Source organism: Flavobacterium sp. IB48, from assembly GCF_016405855.1.
Classification (GTDB): domain Bacteria; phylum Bacteroidota; class Bacteroidia; order Flavobacteriales; family Flavobacteriaceae; genus Flavobacterium; species Flavobacterium ginsengisoli.
Genome location: NZ_JAEFCA010000004.1, coordinates 362291 through 379555, shown reverse-complemented (window position 1 = coordinate 379555; position 17265 = coordinate 362291). Strand labels below are relative to the sequence as shown.

The following is a 17265-nucleotide window of genomic DNA, read 5'->3' as shown; positions in this document are numbered from 1 at the left end:
TAGGTTATAAAAAATTAAGGCCTTACAAATGTAAGACCTTAATTTTAAATTATGCTACTATTCCCACTCAATTGTTGCAGGTGGTTTTGAACTAATATCGTAAACTACACGATTCACGCCTTTTACTTTATTGATGATATCATTTGACACTTTCATCAAGAAATCGTAAGGTAAATGAACCCAGTCAGCAGTCATACCGTCTGTCGATTCTACAGCTCTAAGCGCTACTACTTTTTCGTAAGTACGCTCATCCCCCATAACACCAACACTGTTTACCGGAAGCAAAATTGCTCCAGCCTGCCAAACTTTATCGTATAATCCCCAAGATTTTAATCCTTCGATAAATACAGAATCTACATCTTGTAAAATCTGCACTTTCTCTGGAGTAATATCTCCTAAAATTCTAATTGATAATCCTGGTCCTGGGAAAGGGTGTCTTCCTAGCAATTCAGGATCTATTCCTAATGTAGCGCCAACTCTACGAACTTCGTCTTTAAACAACATTCTAAGTGGTTCTACAATTTTTAATTTCATATAATCTGGCAATCCACCAACATTATGGTGCGATTTAATTGTCGCAGATGGTCCTTTTACCGAAACAGACTCGATAACGTCTGGGTAAATAGTTCCTTGCGCTAACCATTTTACGTCTTCTAATAAGTGTGATTCATCATCAAAAACTTCGATAAAAACACGACCGATTGTTTTACGTTTCGTTTCTGGATCACTAATTCCAGCTAATTCGCCAAGGAAACGATCTCCAGCATCTACACCTTTTACATTCAATCCCATTCCTTTGTATTGATCTAATACATTTTGGAATTCGTTTTTACGAAGTAAACCGTTATTTACGAAGATGCAATATAAATTTTGTCCAATTGCTTTGTTTAATAAAACTGCTGCTACAGTAGAATCTACTCCTCCAGATAAACCAAGAACTACTTTATCGTTTCCTAGTTTTTCTTTTAATTCTGCTACCATTTCATCAACGAAAGCATTTGGAGTAAAGTTTTGAGGAACTTCAGCAATTTTAACTAAGAAGTTTTCCAGCATTTTCTTTCCATCTGTTGAATGGTAAACCTCTGGATGGTATTGAATTGCATAAGTAGTTTCGCCTTCAATTTTGTAAGCTGCAAATTCTACATCATGTGTGCTTGCAAGCTTTACAGCATTTGTTGGAAGTGCTTTGATACTATCGCTGTGGCTCATCCAAACTTGGCTATTTTCTGAAACTCCTTCAAAGAAAGTTTCGCCTTCTTTAATGTAAGACAAGTTTGCTCTTCCGTATTCTCTTGTGTTTGAAGCAGCAACTTCTCCACCACTAAAGTGTGCTAAATATTGTGCTCCGTAACAAACAGCAAGTAAAGGCATTTTACCTCTAATTTGCGATAAATCAGGATGCGGTGCATCTTCTCCTCTAACAGAGAAAGGACTTCCTCCTAAAATTACGGCTTTATAACTTGATAAATCACTTGGAATGTGATTGTAAGGAAAAATTTCGCAGAATATATTTAATTCGCGAACTCTACGCGCAATAAGCTGAGTATATTGCGACCCGAAATCTAAAATAAGTACGTTGTGTTGCATGCGCAAAAGTACTTTTTATATTTGAAATTGAAAAATTGATTTTTGATTTTTTTTCTGAAAGATCTTCAGCTTCTAAAACATCTAAAAAAATATCGAAAATTGCGTTCCTCATTCGATAAAAACATTAAGTTTTCTTTTCAATTTATTTAAGATTAAAATGGGATATAGCTCGTTTAAAGTGTTAAAATAATTGCTATATTTGATATAGTTATTCGTTTTAGCTACCAATATTATGGATAACAAACCTAATCCCACCTTTAAATCAAATTCTTAATACGCTTAAAGCATTTTATTATCTTAAGTCTCAGGTTATAATTTATTTTTTTTAATTTAAATTAAATTCAGGTATGAGGTCATTTATGATAAATACTTTAAAGGTAATTTTGATTTTTCAGTGCATGCAGATTACAGCACAAACTACTGAACAAAACCAATTGCCTGAAGTATGGAATCTTGAACAATGTATTGCTTATGCAAAGCAGCAAAACATTCAAATTAATACCTTACGGCTCACTACTAAATCGACAGAACAGGATTTACTATTGTCGAAAGCTGCAAAGTTTCCTAATCTTTTAGGAAATGCTTCGCAAACTTTTAATAATGCAAAAAATGCTGATTTAGTAGTAGGAGGTTTTCAGTCCCAATCAAGTTTTGCGGGCAATTATTCATTAGGATCATCTATGGTGTTGTATAATGGTGGTTATCTAAATAATGACATAAAACAGAAAGATCTCTATATCAAATCTGCGCAATTTAATGCCGAAGCTGCCGAAAATGATATTACCATTCAAATTACACAAGCTTATCTAACCATTTTGTTAGCAAAGGAAAATAGTGTGTACCTAAACGAGATTCTCGAAACTTCGAAAGCACAACTGAAACTAGGAGAATTAAAATACAATGCAGGAAGTATTGCTAAGAAAGATTATGTTTTACTAAAAGCACAATTGGCAACAGATAATTTTAATCTAATTACCTCGCAAAATACCGAACGTCAAAATGTTTTAACCTTAAAACAATTGCTGCAGCTTCCGTCAGGATATGAGTTAAATATCAGAAAACCAGAAATTCTGGACGCTACCCTACCTATAGTTAACCTTGAAGAAGCTCAAAAAACAGCCTTAGAACAAAGACCAGAAGTAAAAAGCAGTTTGATAGAAAAAGAAGCTGCCGATCTGCAATTACAAAAATCTAAAGCTAGTTTTCTGCCTACACTTAGTGCAAGCGGAACTTTGGCTTCGGGGTATTCAGACAATCAAAAAACACCATATCCAACTCAAATAGACAACAACTTTTATCAGCGTTTGGGGCTTTCTTTAACAGTTCCAATATTCAATAACCGAATAGCTAAAACTGGAGTCGAAAAATCAAAAATTGCTATTGATCAGTCCAAACTTAATGTTACCAATACAGAAACAGTATTATCGCAAAAAGTAGAACAGGCTTATATTAATGTACTCAATGCACAATCTCAATATACAGCAGCACAGGAACAACTTGATGCCAATACCGAAAATTATCGAATTGCAAACGAACAATTGCGATTAGGAGGCATTAGCACTGTAGATTATTTGCTCGAGAAAAATTTATATGTTCAGGCATTTCAAAATTTCATTCAGGCAAAATACAATTCTGTTGTAAGCTTAAAAATATACGATTTCTATAAAGGTGATCCAATCAAACTATAAAAAGAGCAAAATGAAAAAAAGTAAATTAGCAATTCTCATCATCATTGGAGTTTTACTCGTAGGATCTATAGCATATTTTATTTTTCATAAAGATAGTAATAAAGTAGAACTGATTACAGAAAAACCACATTACGGAGATATTGCAACGAGTGTAACCGCAACTGGAAAAATACAGCCTGTAGATACCGTTGCAGTAGGAACACAAGTTTCGGGAACCATCCAAAAAGTATTTGTTGATTTTAACTCAGTTGTAAAAAAAGGACAACTGCTGGCGCAAATAGACCAGTCTCTTTTTCTAGCTCAGGTACAGCAGATCGCTGCCAATTTGCAATTATCAAAAAACAACCTTGGTTACCAGCAATCCAATTTCAACAGACAAAATGAATTGTATAAAGCAGGCGGAATTAGTAGGGCTGATTATGAAACGGCAAAAAACCTTTATGATGTTGCGAAAGACAATGTAAACAGTGTTGCAGCACAATTGCGATCTGCAGAAAAGAACCTTTCGTACACCAATATTTATTCACCTATTGATGGAACTGTTTTATCTAGAAAAGTAAGCGAAGGGCAAACCGTTGCGGCGAGTCTTAATACGCCTACCTTATTTAGCATTGCTAAAGATCTAAGCAAAATGCAGGTTCGGGCATCTGTCGATGAAGCGGATGTCGGCAATGTAAAAGTGGGAGAAAATGCCACTTTTACCGTAGATGCTTTTCCCGATGATGTCTTTAAAGGAACTGTAATCGAAATACGTTTGGAACCCACTATTTCGTCAAATGTTGTTACGTATACTACCATTATCAATGCTCCAAATGATGATTTAAAATTAAAACCTGGAATGACAGCTAATATTATTATTTATACCAATGAAGTAAAAAACACCTTGCTTATTCCAGCAAAAGCCATTGCTTTCCAGCCTGATTCTACATTAGAAAAACAGTTTAAAATAAGGAAACTGTCTTTACGAAATCACAAAGGCGAACACAAAGGCAAAAACGGAAATAAATATGGTGGAAATTCAGGATTAAATAATAAAACTCTCGACACCATTGACCATAAAAAAGCAATTGTATGGAAAAAAGTAGGCGATTCGATAATTCCAAAACACATACGAATAGGATTAGATGATGATATTAATGTTCAAGTCATTAGAGGCCTAACAGCTCAAGATGAAATCATTACGGGAGTAAATGCATTAAAACAAACTAAAAGCGCTAAAGCGACAGAATCAAGTCCGTTTATGCCAAAACGAGGCGGCGGCGGCGGAGGAAGAAGACAATAGCAACAAACCACACAAAAGCAATTGTAATGAAAAAAAAGATTCTTGAAATACAAGACCTTAAAAGAGAATTCACCATGGGATCTGAAACCGTAAGAGCTTTAAAAGGCGTTTCTTTTGATGTCATGGAAGGTGAATTTATTACCATTATGGGAAGCAGTGGTTCTGGAAAAACAACTATGCTTAATATTTTGGGATGTTTGGACAAACCATCAGACGGGAATTATATACTCGATGGAGTCAATGTCAAATCATTATCCAAAACTGAACTGGCGGCTTTACGAAACACTAAAATTGTTTTTATTTTTCAGTCCTATAATCTTTTAGCGCGCACTTCGGCAATTGAGAATGTTGAATTGCCATTATTATACAATTCTAAAGTTTCTGCAAAAGAAAGACGAGAAAGAGCTATAAATGCTTTAGAAGCTGTAAAACTAGCTGATCGATTAGATCATTTTCCAAATCAGCTTTCGGGCGGGCAACAGCAGCGTGTAGCCATTGCGAGAGCTCTAGTAAATGACCCTGTGATGATACTTGCAGATGAAGCTACAGGAAATCTCGACACCAGAACTTCATACGAAATCATGGCGCTAATTCAAGAATTGAATTCGAAAGGAAAAACGATAATTTTTGTAACTCATGAACCCGATATCGCTGCCTTTAGCAGTAGAACTGTCACACTTCGCGACGGAAGAGTAACGAAAGACTTTAATAACCAAAACATAAAATCGGCCGTACAAATGCTAGCCGATTTTCATGTAGACGAAGATTATAAATATGAAAATAGCTAATCTTTTTCTAATCGCCTTAAAAGCGCTTCGACGCAATAAACTTCGTGCATTATTAACCATGCTCGGAATTATTATTGGTGTTGGCTCTGTAATCGCAATGGTTGCAATTGGTCAGGGATCCAAAAAAAGCATTCAGGATCAGTTGTCTAGTATGGGATCTAATATGATTACCATTAGACCAAATAGCAATGTATCGGCAGGAGCGCGTTTGGATATTTCGAGCGTTCAGACCTTAACACTTAGTGATGTTGAAGCACTTAAAAAAGAGTCAAAACATTTAAATGCAATTTCTCCTGCAGTTTCCAGCAAAGGTCAGGCAATTAATGGTGCGCTAAACTGGCCAACGAGTATGCAAGGCGTGAGTGTTGATTATCTCAAAATTAGAGATTGGCCACTTAAGGAAGGAATTATTTTTAGAGAATCTGATATTCATACCGCAAACAAAGTCTGCTTAATTGGACAAACCGTTGTAGACAATATATTTCCGTATGGAGTAAATCCTATTGGGCAAATCATTCGGTTTAATAAAATTCCGTTTCGAATTATTGGAGTTTTACAATCAAAAGGAGAAAATGCATTTGGGCAGGATCAAGACGATATTATTATTGCGCCTTATACCACAGTACAAAAAAGAATAACAAACTCTATTTATCTCCAAAATATTTATGCATCAACAACAGACGAAAGTCAAACACAATTGGCAACAGATGAAATCGAGCAGATTATGCGCACAGCACATCGATTAAAAGCCAATGACGATGACGATTTCTCTGTACGAACACAGGCAGAATTAATCAACACTTTTAGTTCAACAAGCCAACTACTAACAGTATTGTTAACCGCAATATCGGGAATTTCGCTCTTGATTGGAGGAATAGGCATTATGAATATTATGTATGTTTCGGTTACAGAACGAACCAAAGAAATCGGTTTACGTATGTCTATTGGTGCAAACGGAAGAGATATTTTATTACAATTTTTAGTGGAAGCAATTTTAATCAGCTTAACTGGAGGATTAATTGGAATAGTTTTAGGAATTATAGCGTCAGAATTAATACAATACTTTCTACACTGGCCTACTCTAATTTCCGAATCTTCTGTAATACTTTCATTTTTAGTTTGTGCTATCACAGGTATTTTCTTTGGTTATTATCCTGCATTAAAAGCATCAAAATTAGACCCAATAGAAGCATTGCATTATGAATAGCTTTTTTTTAAGATGCTAAGTTGCTAAGATTCTAAGCTACTAAGTTTTTTTTGATCTTAGAGAAAAACTTAGTGAATTAATACCTTTGCAAAAAATCCAAGCGTTCCAAAAAATCGTATCTACACAAAACCGTATAAATTTAACTATGAAATCAAAATTTATTGCCTTGACCGTTTTTCTGTCAATTTTATTTTCTTCTTGTAATACTGTAGATGACTTATTGACTTTTACTATTTCGAATAATGCTTCAATTAAAATTCAAAGCACCACTCCAATTAATCTTCCTTTAGAAATTATTACGCCAGAAGTCACAACCAATTCTTCAGCTGAATTTCAAAATAATAAAACAAAAGCAAGTTTAGTAAAAGATGTTAAAATCAAATCATTAAAACTAACAATTACAGATCCTTCAGACAAAACTTTTACGTTTTTAAAATCAATTCATCTGTATATTTCAACAGCCAATTCAGATGAAATAGAATTAGCTTACCAAGACAATATCAACGTCTCAAGCAATACAATCGATTTGATTTGTACAGATAAGAGATTGGATGAATACATAAAAGCAGATAGCTACAAAATAAGAACACAGGTAACATTAAAAGAGACTTTAACAAAAGATGTAACGGTAAAAGCAGATATGAAATTTAAAGTTACTGCAGATCCATTTTAATCTAAGACGCTAAGTTTATGAGTGACTAAGTGCATAAAATTTTAAATATAAAAAGAGAGGTTCTAAAAATATTAGGATCTCTCTTTTTATATTTTCACAAAATGAAAAACTTAACACCTTAGCAGCTTAGTTTCTTAACACCTTTAAAAGAAAACCAATTCTTTTCCTTAATTTTATAAGGCCCTTTACATCATTGCTTGATTTATATTAAAATATAAGTATTAAGAAAGTTAATCATAACCAATGTATACTTCTGAATATTAATTTTAAAAATATAACACATGAGTAAAATAGTTGCCGAACAATTAGTCGACATGTTAGTAGAAGCCGGAGTAAAACGTGTTTATGCAGTTACCGGAGACAGTTTAAATCATTTTAATGATGCCATACGCAGAAATGGAAAAATAAAGTGGATTCATGTACGCCATGAAGAAGTTGGAGCGTATGCCGCTGCCGCTGAAGCCGAACTCGACGGATTTGCTGTTTGCGCCGGAAGCTGTGGTCCAGGACATGTTCATCTAATTAATGGCCTGTACGATGCACATCGTTCTCACGTGCCTTTGCTTGCCATTGCTTCTACAATTAATACTGGCGAAATGGGTATGGATTATTTTCAGGAAACCAATACTATCAAACTTTTTGATGATTGCAGCTATTACAATCAAATGATTATGACAGCTGAGCAAGCACCTCGCATTATTCAAACTGCTATACAACATGCTTTAGGAAAAAAAGGTGTTGCAGTTATTGGTTTACCAGGTGATGTTTCTCAATTAAAAGCCGTAGAAAGCAACATCTCAACTCAGTTTTTTCATTGCAATCCTATAATCCGACCTTCTGATACTGAATTACAGCAATTGGCAAAAGCCATTAACGAAAGCACAAAAATAACTTTATTCTGCGGTATTGGAGCCGAAAAAGCTCATGATCAAGTCGTACAATTATCACAGCATATTAAAGCTCCCGTAGGATATTCTTTCCGCGGAAAAATGAGCATTCAACCCAACAACCCAAACGAAATAGGGATGACAGGTTTATTAGGGCTTCCGTCTGCTTACCATAGCATGCACGAATCCCATTTGGTTTTATTGTTAGGAACAGATTTTCCTTATGATAAATTCATGCCTTCTGATAATAAAATTATTCAAATTGATACAAGTTCTGAGCGTTTAGGCCGAAGAGCCAACCTTTATATGGGATTATGCGGCGACGTTGCCGATACTATAGAAGCTTTACTTCCGCTCCTAGAAACCAAAACCGATGATAGTTTTTTAAATGCTCAGTTAAAATTCTACAACACCGTAAAAGAAAACATGAATACTTATGTCAATGATAATGGCGGAGAAGACACAATTCAACCCGAATATGTAGCGCACATTATTGACAAATTAGCTTCTAAAGATGCGATTTTTACTGTTGATACCGGAATGTCGTGTGTTTGGGGTGCTCGTTTTATTAAAGGAACTGGCGAACGAAAAATGCTAGGTTCTTTTAATCATGGATCAATGGCTAATGCAATGCCAATGGCAATTGGCGCAGCTCTTGCTCATCCCGAAAAACAAGTTATTGCCATGTGTGGTGACGGAGGTTTATCAATGCTATTAGGTGATTTGGCTACGATACATCAATACGATATTCCCGTTAAAATTATTGTATTCAACAATCGCGCTTTAGGAATGGTCAAACTAGAAATGGAAGTTAATGGTCTACCTGATAACGAAACTAATATGGTTAATCCAGATTTTGGCTTAATTGCTCAAGCAATGGGTTTTCAAGGCATAAATGTTCATAAACCCGAAGAAGTTGAGATGGCAATTCAAAATGCTTTTACCCATAATGGGCCTGTATTATTGAATGTATTTACAAATCCGAATGCTTTGGCAATGCCTCCAAAAATAGAATGGGAACAAGTTGTAGGTATGGCAAAATCAATGACAAAATTAATGCTTGGAGGGAAAATGGAAGAAGTTTTTGATACCATAAAATCTAATTACAAACACCTTAAAGAAGGTTTGTAAAATTGTACCAATTTAAAAAGAGCCCTCTTATGGATACAAACAGTACAAAATCGTACACCAAATATTATGTCATTGCTTGGGTATTTGGTCTTATTTTTTATTTTTTAGATTATGTAATACGTTCTGCTCCAGCGGTAATGCTTCCAGAACTTTCGCAGACTTTCTCGGTAAATGAAATTAGATTAGTTACCATAATTGGCACTTATTATTACACGTATTCTACCTGCAGTTTAATTGCCGGAATCGCACTCGATAGATTTGGAGCCAAATATTCTCTCTTTGCAGGAGCTTTCATTTTGGGAATTGGCTGTTTATTATTTATGATTTCGAGTCAGTTTTCGGGTGTTGCTGGCCGATTGCTTCAAGGTGCCGGATGTGCTTTTGCTTTTCCGGGCTGTGTATATCTTGCCAGTAAAGGATTTTCGGCAAAATCGTTGGCAACAGCAATTGGATTTACACAATGTCTCGGAATGCTCGGAGGTTCTGCTGGGCAATTTGTGGTTGGGCCTTGGATAGAAGAAGGAATGCACATAGACATTTTCTGGCTTTCAATCGGAATTTTTACCATAATTGTTGCTTTCGGCCTTTGGTTTATAACTCCAGCCGATATAACAGAGAAAAAAACAGAAAGTGTAGTAAAAAAACAAGGCATTTTAGAACCATACAAAATCGTTTTTAGCAATCCGCAATCTTGGTTCTGCGGCATAATATCGGGATTATTATTTGCTCCAACTACAATATTTGCAATGACTTGGGCTGTAGATTTTTTTCAGAAAGATCGTGCTTTAGATTTTCATACCGCAACCATATCAAGTGCAATGGTAGCTTTTGGCTGGGTATTTGGATGTCCGCTCTTAGGATATATTACAGACAAGCTAAAAAGGCGAAAACCAGTTTTAGTAGCTGGCGCCTTATTGATGATTATAACCTTAATCCAGTTACTGTATTTTCCAGATATTCTGACCACTAAATACAGTATGTTCTTATTGGGTGTAGCTTCTGGAGCAGCCATGATTCCTTATTCAATAATAAAAGAAGCAAATCCAGATAATGTAAAAGGAAGTGCCACAGGAGCCATTAATTTTATAACTTTTGGCGTAACAACACTTTTAAGCCCATTATTTAGTCGCCTATTTGGTCAAACTTTAAATAATACTCTCAATAAAGCGCTACATTTTCAGCAAGCTGGTTTGTTTTGGATTATTGGCATTACGATAGCTATTTTGATAAGTTTTCTTTTGAAAGAAACAGGTGAAGGAAAACACGCAAATTCTACTAAGGTAGTTATCTAAAAAAAATAAGATAAGATCAAAAATGGTCTTATCTTATTTTTTTATATTCTTTTTTATTCCTCTTTTGTAACAACAATCGACGCTTTAAAACCTGCGGCGAGATTATCCCAATAATCATTTGTTACCAAATTACCCTTATCGTCGTATACTTGTATTTCTGCAGTATTACCTCCTAGCGTACCAATATTTAGAGCTTCAAAATCTAATTTGTTAAAACCTTGCCCAAGATTAATTTTTACTTGTTGGAAACTAGCATCTAATAAAATTCGGTCTCTTATAACTGCTCCATTGCAAGATACCTTCACTAAATCGCCATCAATTGCTCCAAAATCTCGAAACTTCACTATAAAATATTCTGATTTCGTTTTAAAGTCTCCCAACGAAATGTTTTTCTTTACTAAGACGCCTCTTCCTTCTCTTAAACCAGCATCTTTTAGACTTTTATCCAAATCCTTTTCCATTTTTGCTACATAACGATCGCCAGGATTAGCAAAATCGGTTTCTGTAGACATGGTAAATTTGCTTTTTTCTTCTCCAATCTGAAATTTTGATTTTGGAGTTATAGTTGTATTTTCAAAAACATTTGGCGTTTTAATACTTGGTATATCAAGTTCATTTGCCTGCGGATCTTTCACATCAGGAATCGGAGTCTTTTTAGGCTTTGCCGTAAACTTTCCCCCAGGAATTGCTTTGAATTTAGTATTAAATTCGACTTGGGCAGATACTGACATTGCAGTAAAAAATAATATGAAAAATAAAATGTGCTTCATTGAAAAAAGTATTATCGAATCGGCTTTTATAATTAATATAAACCAAAAGTCTAGCATCACAAAAATAGTATAATTTCGTTAGTTGCTACAACTTTAGGAGTTTTATAACATTAAATTAAGCTAATTTTTGGAATCAAAAAACCTGCCAAACTGATTTTTTAATTTGTAAAAATAAATTCCACCTCTCAAATTCCAAATTCTCAAAAACCCTTTTTAAGAACACTTCTTTTTTCTCTCAAACCAAACTCAGCATTTTGATTATTAACAACTTATTCTTACCTTCAAGTCTTTATTTACCATTTATAAAATCATAACAAAATGGATTATATAGATTATTACAAAGTACTAGATGTTACCAAATCGGCTACAGAGGCAGACATCAAAAAAGCATATAGAAAACTGGCACGAAAATATCATCCAGATTTGAATCCGAATGATAAAGAAGCCGAAAAAAAATTCAAAGAAATTAATGAAGCCAACGAAGTTTTAAGCAATCCAGAAAACAGAAAAAAATACGATAAGTACGGAAAAGACTGGAAACATGCCGACGAATTTGAAAAAGCAGGTTACGATCCTAATCAACAGCAAAGCAGACAACAAGGTGGTTATCAATATTCTGAGGGCGATTTCTCTGGTTTTGGAGGTGGAGACTTTTCTGGAAGTGATTTTTCGGAATTCTTCAATTCTATGTACGGCAGTGGCGGAAGAAGCAGATCGCAATCTAAATACAGAGGCCAAGATTTTAATGCAGAACTAGAATTAGATCTTGCAGAAGCTTACACAACGCATAAACGAAACTTGTCTGTAAACGGAAAAAACATTCGAATTACAATTCCTGCCGGTGTTGAAAACGGGCAAATAATAAAAATTCCAAACCATGGCGGACCTGGTGTAAATGGCGGTCCAAATGGCGATTTGTATATCACTTTTGTAATTTCTAACAATTCAGATTTTAAACGTGAAGGAAATAATCTGTATGCTGAAGCGCCGATTGATTTGTATACAGCAGTTTTAGGAGGAGAAACATACATTAATACTTTTGATGGAAAGGTAAAAATTAAAGTTCCCGCAGAAACACAACCAGGAACAAAAGTAAAACTGAAAGGAAAAGGTTTTCCCGTTTATAAAAAAGAGAATCAATTTGGTGATTTATACATCACATACACCATAAAAATTCCAACAAAACTGTCGGATAAAGAAAAAGAATTATTTGAAGAATTAGCAAAACTAAGAAAGTCATGAAAAATAAAAACTTAATCCAGATCAAACAGTTTTGTATTTATCACGAAATTGAAAATACGTTTATAACCGAACTTCATAATTACGGACTGATTCATATTATTACCCAAGAAAACGATGAATTTTTGGAACCTGAGCAACTTCCAACAGTAGAAAAAATGATTCGAATGCATTATGATCTCAAAATTAATCTAGAAGGAATTGATGCCATTGCCAACCTTCTGAATAAAATTGAAACCTTACAGCAAAATTTAAAAACGGTCCAAAATAAGCTTCGCCTTTACGAAGAAAAGCAAACCGAATAACGATTAAATATCACAAAAAAGCTTGATTTCTGAATTGATTTCAAGCTTTTTTTAATAGCTGTAAAAAGCATAATTCCTAAATTGCAGCAACTTTAATTAACCTGAATTTGCTTTTAAAACCATACAGACAAATTCGCAAAAATTATAAAAAATGAAAAGAGAAAACATCTTAACTGGATCTCCGTGGGAAGACAAAATGGGATATTGCCGAGCAGTAAGAATTGGCAACATCGTTGAAGTTTCTGGAACTGTAGCCATTGTTGACGGCGAAAAAGTAAAAGCTGATGACGCTTATGCTCAAACCTATAATATTTTAGAGCGAGTTGAAAAAGTTTTAGAAGATTTAAATGTAGGAATGAAAGATGTTATTAGAACTAGAATTTTCACTACTAATGTTTCTACTTTCGAAGAAGTGGCGAGAGCACATGCTTCTTTCTTTAAAGATATAAAACCAACAACAGGATTTTATGAAATCAGTAAACTGGTTGCTCCAGAATATTTGGTTGAAATAGAATTTACTGCTGTTGTTCAGTAATTTTTTCTGCCACGAATTACACCAATTGCATTTGTTATTTTTCTTATGCCGCAGATTAAATGGATTAAAATGATTTTTTTCCTTTTAATTCGTGAAAATTGGCGAAATTCGTGGCAAACTTTTAGAATTCATTAATGACTTCCTTAAATCTAAAACAATTCCTGCTTTCTCTTCCAAAATGGATTCTTATCTGTGCTTTAATCGGAATACTTTCCGGATCGGCTTCAGCATTTTTCTTAGTTTCTTTAGAATGGGTTACGCAGTTTCGAATTCAGCATGACTGGATTGTATGGCTTTTGCCTTTCGGCGGATTTCTGGTTGGATTGAGTTACTATTATTGGGGAGAATCTGTTGCAAAAGGAAATAATCTTTTATTGGAAGAATACGAAAATCCTAAAAAAGTCATTCCGTTTAAAATGGCTCCTCTAGTACTTTTAGGAACCTTGCTCACTCATTTATTTGGAGGATCTGCAGGACGAGAAGGAACCGCAGTGCAAATGGGAGGCGCAATTGCAGATCAGTTTACAAAATTTTTTAAACTAGACAATTCAGAACGTAAAATTTTAATCATTCTAGGAATCAGCGCGGGTTTTGCTTCTGTTTTCGGAACTCCTTTGGCTGGTGCAATTTTCGCTTTAGAGGTTTTATATTTCAGTAAAATCAATTTCAAAAGTATTCTACTCTCTTTCCTTGTTGCATACGCAGCTTATTTCACAGTAGAATTTTGGGAAATAAAACATACTCATTATAGCATTCCAACAATTCCAGAACTTAGTTTAAATAACGTTTTATATACAATAATCGTTGGAGTTTTATCTGGATTTGCTGCTTTATTATTTTCGAGAAGCACCCATTTTTGGGGTTCGCTTTTTTCAAAAAACATAAAATATCCACCGCTTCGTCCCGTAATTGGCGGAGTTGTTTTGGCTATTGCAATTGCAGGCTTAGGATTTACCAAATTCTCTGGATTGGGAGTTCCTGTAATTGTCGATTCATTTTCAAATCCAAATCAATGGTATGATTTTCTGCTTAAAATTTTATTTACTGGATTTACTTTAGGAGCAGGATTTAAAGGTGGCGAAGTAACGCCATTATTCTTTGTTGGAGCTACTTTAGGAAGTGCTTTATCAACTGTAATTCCGATGCCAATTGCTCTTTTAGCAGGACTAGGATTTGTTGCTGTTTTCTCTGGCGCAACCCACACTCCTATCGCCTGCACAATTATGGGAATGGAATTATTCGGAATTGCTCCTGGAATTTTCATTGCAATTGCCTGTACAATTGCGTATTTTTCTTCTGGTTCTGTCGGAATCTACAAATCGCAAATTGTAAAAGGCGCGAAATATAAACTGTATCAAAAGTTTCAGAAAAAAGAACTTGAGAATCTTTGAATAATAAAATAAAAAAAGAGACGAAGTACCAAACATTCTCAAGAGAAACAAAAATCCCTAGATTATTTCTAGGGATTTCTATCTGTTATTAATTATTTATTTGACTTTTTTATAAATTTTATATAATAAATAAGATAATACTATCAAAAACCAATACAAAAAAAATTGCTAATCCATTAACCAAGTAATCATAATCTTCGATAAGTAAATTTATAGATGGAAATTTTCAATTTCTTCGTTTTAAGAAATTCAAGATTAAAAAAACTAAACTGCCTATTAGCAATACAAGTAATGGAATATAAAAATAACTCACAATGAAATATGTATCTGAAATGCAAAAAATGAAACTATATTCTACGAAGTAGAAGAAGATCAACAACAAGACACAAACCGCAAAAAACATTAAAATTTTATTTTTCATTTTCTCGCATTATTAAATTATTAAAAAAAGCGTTAAACATATTGAAATAGCCAAAGTCTGCTTCTTGAAAACTTATATCTTCCATAACATAGTTAAGCATTTTATCAGGAAATTTATTGTAATATAATTTTTCTTCAACAATGTTTTCAAGTTTTAAGATAATTTCTTTTAGCTTTCTTTGCTCAAAATTAGCTGCCTCTAACTCAGCTATTCTATCTTTAGAAAAAACCAGCTCAATAATATTCTTTTGACATTTAATAATATAATAAGGAGCTAAGACACTAATCAGTAGTGATACTGTATATAACTCTCCATCTTCTATAATACCAAAATTAAAAGTCAGGCATTTATCGCCGAATTCGAATAATGTATGGTCTTGAAAATTTTTCAATGTATAATCATCTTCAAATTGTTCAAGGATATTTTTTGAACAAACTTCTTTGAAATCTGACTCAAAAGTTTTTAAAGTCTGATTCAATCTACGATACTGATCACTTACAAAATACTTTTCTTGTTCCCTTTCAAATGAGATATTTCTAGGATAAAAAATGTAAATTAAATTTTTTAAAACTTTTTCAATCATAATATATTTTTTATTGACAATTATCTGGCAACATAAAAGTTGTCTCGTAATCAGTTATCGGTAATTTTTCTGATGCAGTCCAATTTACCCTCCCTCCTGATGTAATCAAAGGATAATTATATATTAATCTTTCTTTAAAATATTGCTCAACAACCATTGGAGACACTTTTACTCTACCGTACATTTGAACCACTTCTCTTATCGTGATTTGAAGAGCTTTTGCTGATAATTCTGCAGCTAATCCTTGACTGATATTTGCTCCTCCTACCAAATGATTTGTTGGCATTCCAAAAGATATTGCCTGAGTAAACTTAGCGGAATGTATAAAATGGATACCTTTATCACTAAGCAATATTATCTTAAAACTAACATTTTTCACCAACGCTACTTGCCAAAGTGATGTTGTTTTTTTAAAATTAAAACTTTGACAACTAGGTGGTGCAATTTCCACACTGGCTGTATCACTATTTCCATTAGAACCACCGCCTGTAGGAGTATTCGGATTGCCATTTGAGCCTCCATCACCAAATGCCCCCGCAATGGTAAAATCTCTCGGAGCAGGGGCGGGAGATTTTTGTGTAACAATGACATTATTTAATGGAATTGCGGCGGTTCCGCCTTTCTGCAGTGTGTCGTCACGCTCTGAACCATAATTAGAACTGTCGTCAAACATTTCTATCATCTTAGCTGTTGCGACATTTTCATCAAGAAACGTCATAACAGCTGTTACATCTGCAATAACAAGACCATCTTTTAATCTAGCTCCTTTTAGAAAGCCATCTTTTAGATCCCAATTAATGATATAACCGCTAAACAAAGATAAATCACCAAACCCTAGTTTTTTCTGTTCATCAGTAATTTTCTCTTTTGACTCCGGAAAAATCTCCTGTAATATCGCTTGATACTTTGAATCAGATTCGCGCAAATATAACATTTTCTGCCCTTTGTAGTCAGAGGCTTCTGGATTGTCTTTAACTGGCACAGCAATTCCCGTAGAGCTATCTTCCAATTTAGTCACTTTTGCATTTTCCCAATAATAATCAAGATTTCCAAAAGCTTTACTAAATTCTCCTTCCTCAGATTTGCCAGTTGCTGAATCTGATTTATAGCTTTCAAACCATTCTTTAGCCTGAGTTATTTTAGGGTCTTCCCTTACTAATTGCCCATTGCCAATTTCTTCATTAGCACAATTAGTCGTTAACATAGAAGTGCCTAAAACTAAAAAAACAATTAGCATCTTTTTCATTCTTTTCATAATAAAATAATTTTCTGGTCAATATTTTGTTAAATTAACCTTTGATTATTTTATTGAAGGGATAAAAAAGTCATTTTAGTATCAAAATAAGACACTTTTTCAAGAAGATAAACTATAAAGATTTATTACCTTTTGATATAGGAAACTTGAAAGAATCTTAAAAATGAGAATTAAATTAAGACCGAATATTTTCAACCAAGACTGAACACTAAATTATTTTCAGCATTACAT

General features: G+C 34.0%; 15 protein-coding genes. 11 read left to right on the top strand and 4 right to left on the bottom strand.

From position 1 onward, the window contains the following. Window positions 1-57: 57 nt before the first annotated feature. Entirely contained in the window at window positions 58-1587 is a 1530-nt protein-coding gene (gene guaA, locus JC605_RS15175) for a glutamine-hydrolyzing GMP synthase (RefSeq protein ID WP_198857003.1), read from the bottom strand. Between the two features lie 347 nt (window positions 1588-1934). Between guaA and JC605_RS15170 the strand changes: the two genes are divergently transcribed. The 7 genes from JC605_RS15170 to JC605_RS15140 all read left to right on the top strand — a co-directional run bounded on the left by JC605_RS15170 (window position 1935) and on the right by JC605_RS15140 (window position 10535). Continuing rightward, on the top strand, window positions 1935-3275 hold the full coding sequence (locus tag JC605_RS15170) for a TolC family protein (protein ID WP_233074124.1): 1341 nt from the start codon (window positions 1935-1937) through the stop codon (window positions 3273-3275). Between the two features lie 10 nt (window positions 3276-3285). Continuing rightward, complete coding sequence (locus tag JC605_RS15165) at window positions 3286-4557, top strand: efflux RND transporter periplasmic adaptor subunit (RefSeq protein ID WP_198857002.1); 1272 nt, start codon at window positions 3286-3288, stop codon at window positions 4555-4557. A gap of 26 nt (window positions 4558-4583) precedes the next feature. Then, a complete protein-coding gene (locus tag JC605_RS15160; RefSeq protein ID WP_198857001.1) occupies window positions 4584-5345 on the top strand; it encodes an ABC transporter ATP-binding protein in 762 nt (253 codons plus the stop codon). Beyond that, window positions 5332-6552 (top strand): ABC transporter permease, encoded by a 1221-nt coding sequence (locus JC605_RS15155; RefSeq protein ID WP_177210290.1) that lies wholly within the window; start codon window positions 5332-5334, stop codon window positions 6550-6552. Before JC605_RS15160 ends, JC605_RS15155 begins: the two co-directional genes overlap by 14 nt. A gap of 145 nt (window positions 6553-6697) precedes the next feature. After that, window positions 6698-7225, top strand: coding sequence for a hypothetical protein (locus JC605_RS15150; protein ID WP_198857000.1), 528 nt, complete (start codon window positions 6698-6700; stop codon window positions 7223-7225). A 281-nt stretch (window positions 7226-7506) separates the two neighbouring features. Beyond that, the gene (locus JC605_RS15145; protein WP_198856999.1) at window positions 7507-9243 is read left to right on the top strand and encodes a thiamine pyrophosphate-dependent enzyme; all 1737 of its coding nucleotides are present in this window, start codon (window positions 7507-7509) and stop codon (window positions 9241-9243) included. A gap of 29 nt (window positions 9244-9272) precedes the next feature. Beyond that, window positions 9273-10535, top strand: coding sequence for an MFS transporter (locus tag JC605_RS15140; protein WP_198856998.1), 1263 nt, complete (start codon window positions 9273-9275; stop codon window positions 10533-10535). A gap of 53 nt (window positions 10536-10588) precedes the next feature. Here the strand turns inward: JC605_RS15140 and JC605_RS15135 are convergent, their stop codons facing one another. Next, window positions 10589-11266: a hypothetical protein gene (locus JC605_RS15135; RefSeq protein WP_233074122.1), complete on the bottom strand. Its 678-nt coding sequence runs from the start codon at window positions 11264-11266 to the stop codon at window positions 10589-10591. Between the two features lie 357 nt (window positions 11267-11623). Between JC605_RS15135 and JC605_RS15130 the strand changes: the two genes are divergently transcribed. The 4 genes from JC605_RS15130 to JC605_RS15115 all read left to right on the top strand — a co-directional run bounded on the left by JC605_RS15130 (window position 11624) and on the right by JC605_RS15115 (window position 14775). After that, entirely contained in the window at window positions 11624-12547 is a 924-nt protein-coding gene (locus JC605_RS15130) for a DnaJ C-terminal domain-containing protein (RefSeq protein WP_198856996.1), read from the top strand. Continuing rightward, on the top strand, window positions 12544-12849 hold the full coding sequence (locus tag JC605_RS15125; protein ID WP_198856995.1) for a chaperone modulator CbpM: 306 nt from the start codon (window positions 12544-12546) through the stop codon (window positions 12847-12849). Before JC605_RS15130 ends, JC605_RS15125 begins: the two co-directional genes overlap by 4 nt. 151 nt (window positions 12850-13000) lie before the next feature. Further along, window positions 13001-13384, top strand: coding sequence for a RidA family protein (locus JC605_RS15120; protein WP_198856994.1), 384 nt, complete (start codon window positions 13001-13003; stop codon window positions 13382-13384). 134 nt (window positions 13385-13518) lie between these two features. Further along, on the top strand, window positions 13519-14775 hold the full coding sequence (locus tag JC605_RS15115; protein WP_198856993.1) for a voltage-gated chloride channel family protein: 1257 nt from the start codon (window positions 13519-13521) through the stop codon (window positions 14773-14775). Window positions 14776-15185: 410 nt separating this feature from the next. Here JC605_RS15115 and JC605_RS15110 read toward each other — a convergent pair whose 3' ends face one another. Together JC605_RS15110 and JC605_RS15105 are read right to left on the bottom strand one after the other, a co-directional pair. After that, a complete protein-coding gene (locus tag JC605_RS15110; RefSeq protein ID WP_198856992.1) occupies window positions 15186-15779 on the bottom strand; it encodes a hypothetical protein in 594 nt (197 codons plus the stop codon). A gap of 10 nt (window positions 15780-15789) precedes the next feature. Beyond that, window positions 15790-17034 (bottom strand): hypothetical protein, encoded by a 1245-nt coding sequence (locus JC605_RS15105; RefSeq protein ID WP_198856991.1) that lies wholly within the window; start codon window positions 17032-17034, stop codon window positions 15790-15792. Window positions 17035-17265 lie beyond the last annotated feature (231 nt).

Bases quoted from the DNA above. Each gene is read 5' to 3' on its own strand.
- JC605_RS15130 (WP_198856996.1), top strand. From the start codon at position 11,624: ATGGATTATATAGATTATTACAAAGTACTAGATGTTACCAAATCGGCT.
- JC605_RS15165 (WP_198857002.1), top strand. From the start codon at position 3,286: ATGAAAAAAAGTAAATTAGCAATTCTCATCATCATTGGAGTTTTACTC.
- JC605_RS15135 (WP_233074122.1), bottom strand. From the start codon at position 11,266: ATGTCAGTATCTGCCCAAGTCGAATTTAATACTAAATTCAAAGCAATT.
- JC605_RS15140 (WP_198856998.1), top strand. From the start codon at position 9,273: ATGGATACAAACAGTACAAAATCGTACACCAAATATTATGTCATTGCT.
- JC605_RS15145 (WP_198856999.1), top strand. From the start codon at position 7,507: ATGAGTAAAATAGTTGCCGAACAATTAGTCGACATGTTAGTAGAAGCC.
- JC605_RS15170 (WP_233074124.1), top strand. From the start codon at position 1,935: ATGAGGTCATTTATGATAAATACTTTAAAGGTAATTTTGATTTTTCAG.
- JC605_RS15155 (WP_177210290.1), top strand. From the start codon at position 5,332: ATGAAAATAGCTAATCTTTTTCTAATCGCCTTAAAAGCGCTTCGACGC.
- JC605_RS15125 (WP_198856995.1), top strand. From the start codon at position 12,544: ATGAAAAATAAAAACTTAATCCAGATCAAACAGTTTTGTATTTATCAC.
- JC605_RS15110 (WP_198856992.1), bottom strand. From the start codon at position 15,779: ATGATTGAAAAAGTTTTAAAAAATTTAATTTACATTTTTTATCCTAGA.
- JC605_RS15150 (WP_198857000.1), top strand. From the start codon at position 6,698: ATGAAATCAAAATTTATTGCCTTGACCGTTTTTCTGTCAATTTTATTT.
- JC605_RS15120 (WP_198856994.1), top strand. From the start codon at position 13,001: ATGAAAAGAGAAAACATCTTAACTGGATCTCCGTGGGAAGACAAAATG.
- JC605_RS15105 (WP_198856991.1), bottom strand. From the start codon at position 17,034: ATGAAAAGAATGAAAAAGATGCTAATTGTTTTTTTAGTTTTAGGCACT.
- guaA (WP_198857003.1), bottom strand. From the start codon at position 1,587: ATGCAACACAACGTACTTATTTTAGATTTCGGGTCGCAATATACTCAG.
- JC605_RS15115 (WP_198856993.1), top strand. From the start codon at position 13,519: ATGACTTCCTTAAATCTAAAACAATTCCTGCTTTCTCTTCCAAAATGG.
- JC605_RS15160 (WP_198857001.1), top strand. From the start codon at position 4,584: ATGAAAAAAAAGATTCTTGAAATACAAGACCTTAAAAGAGAATTCACC.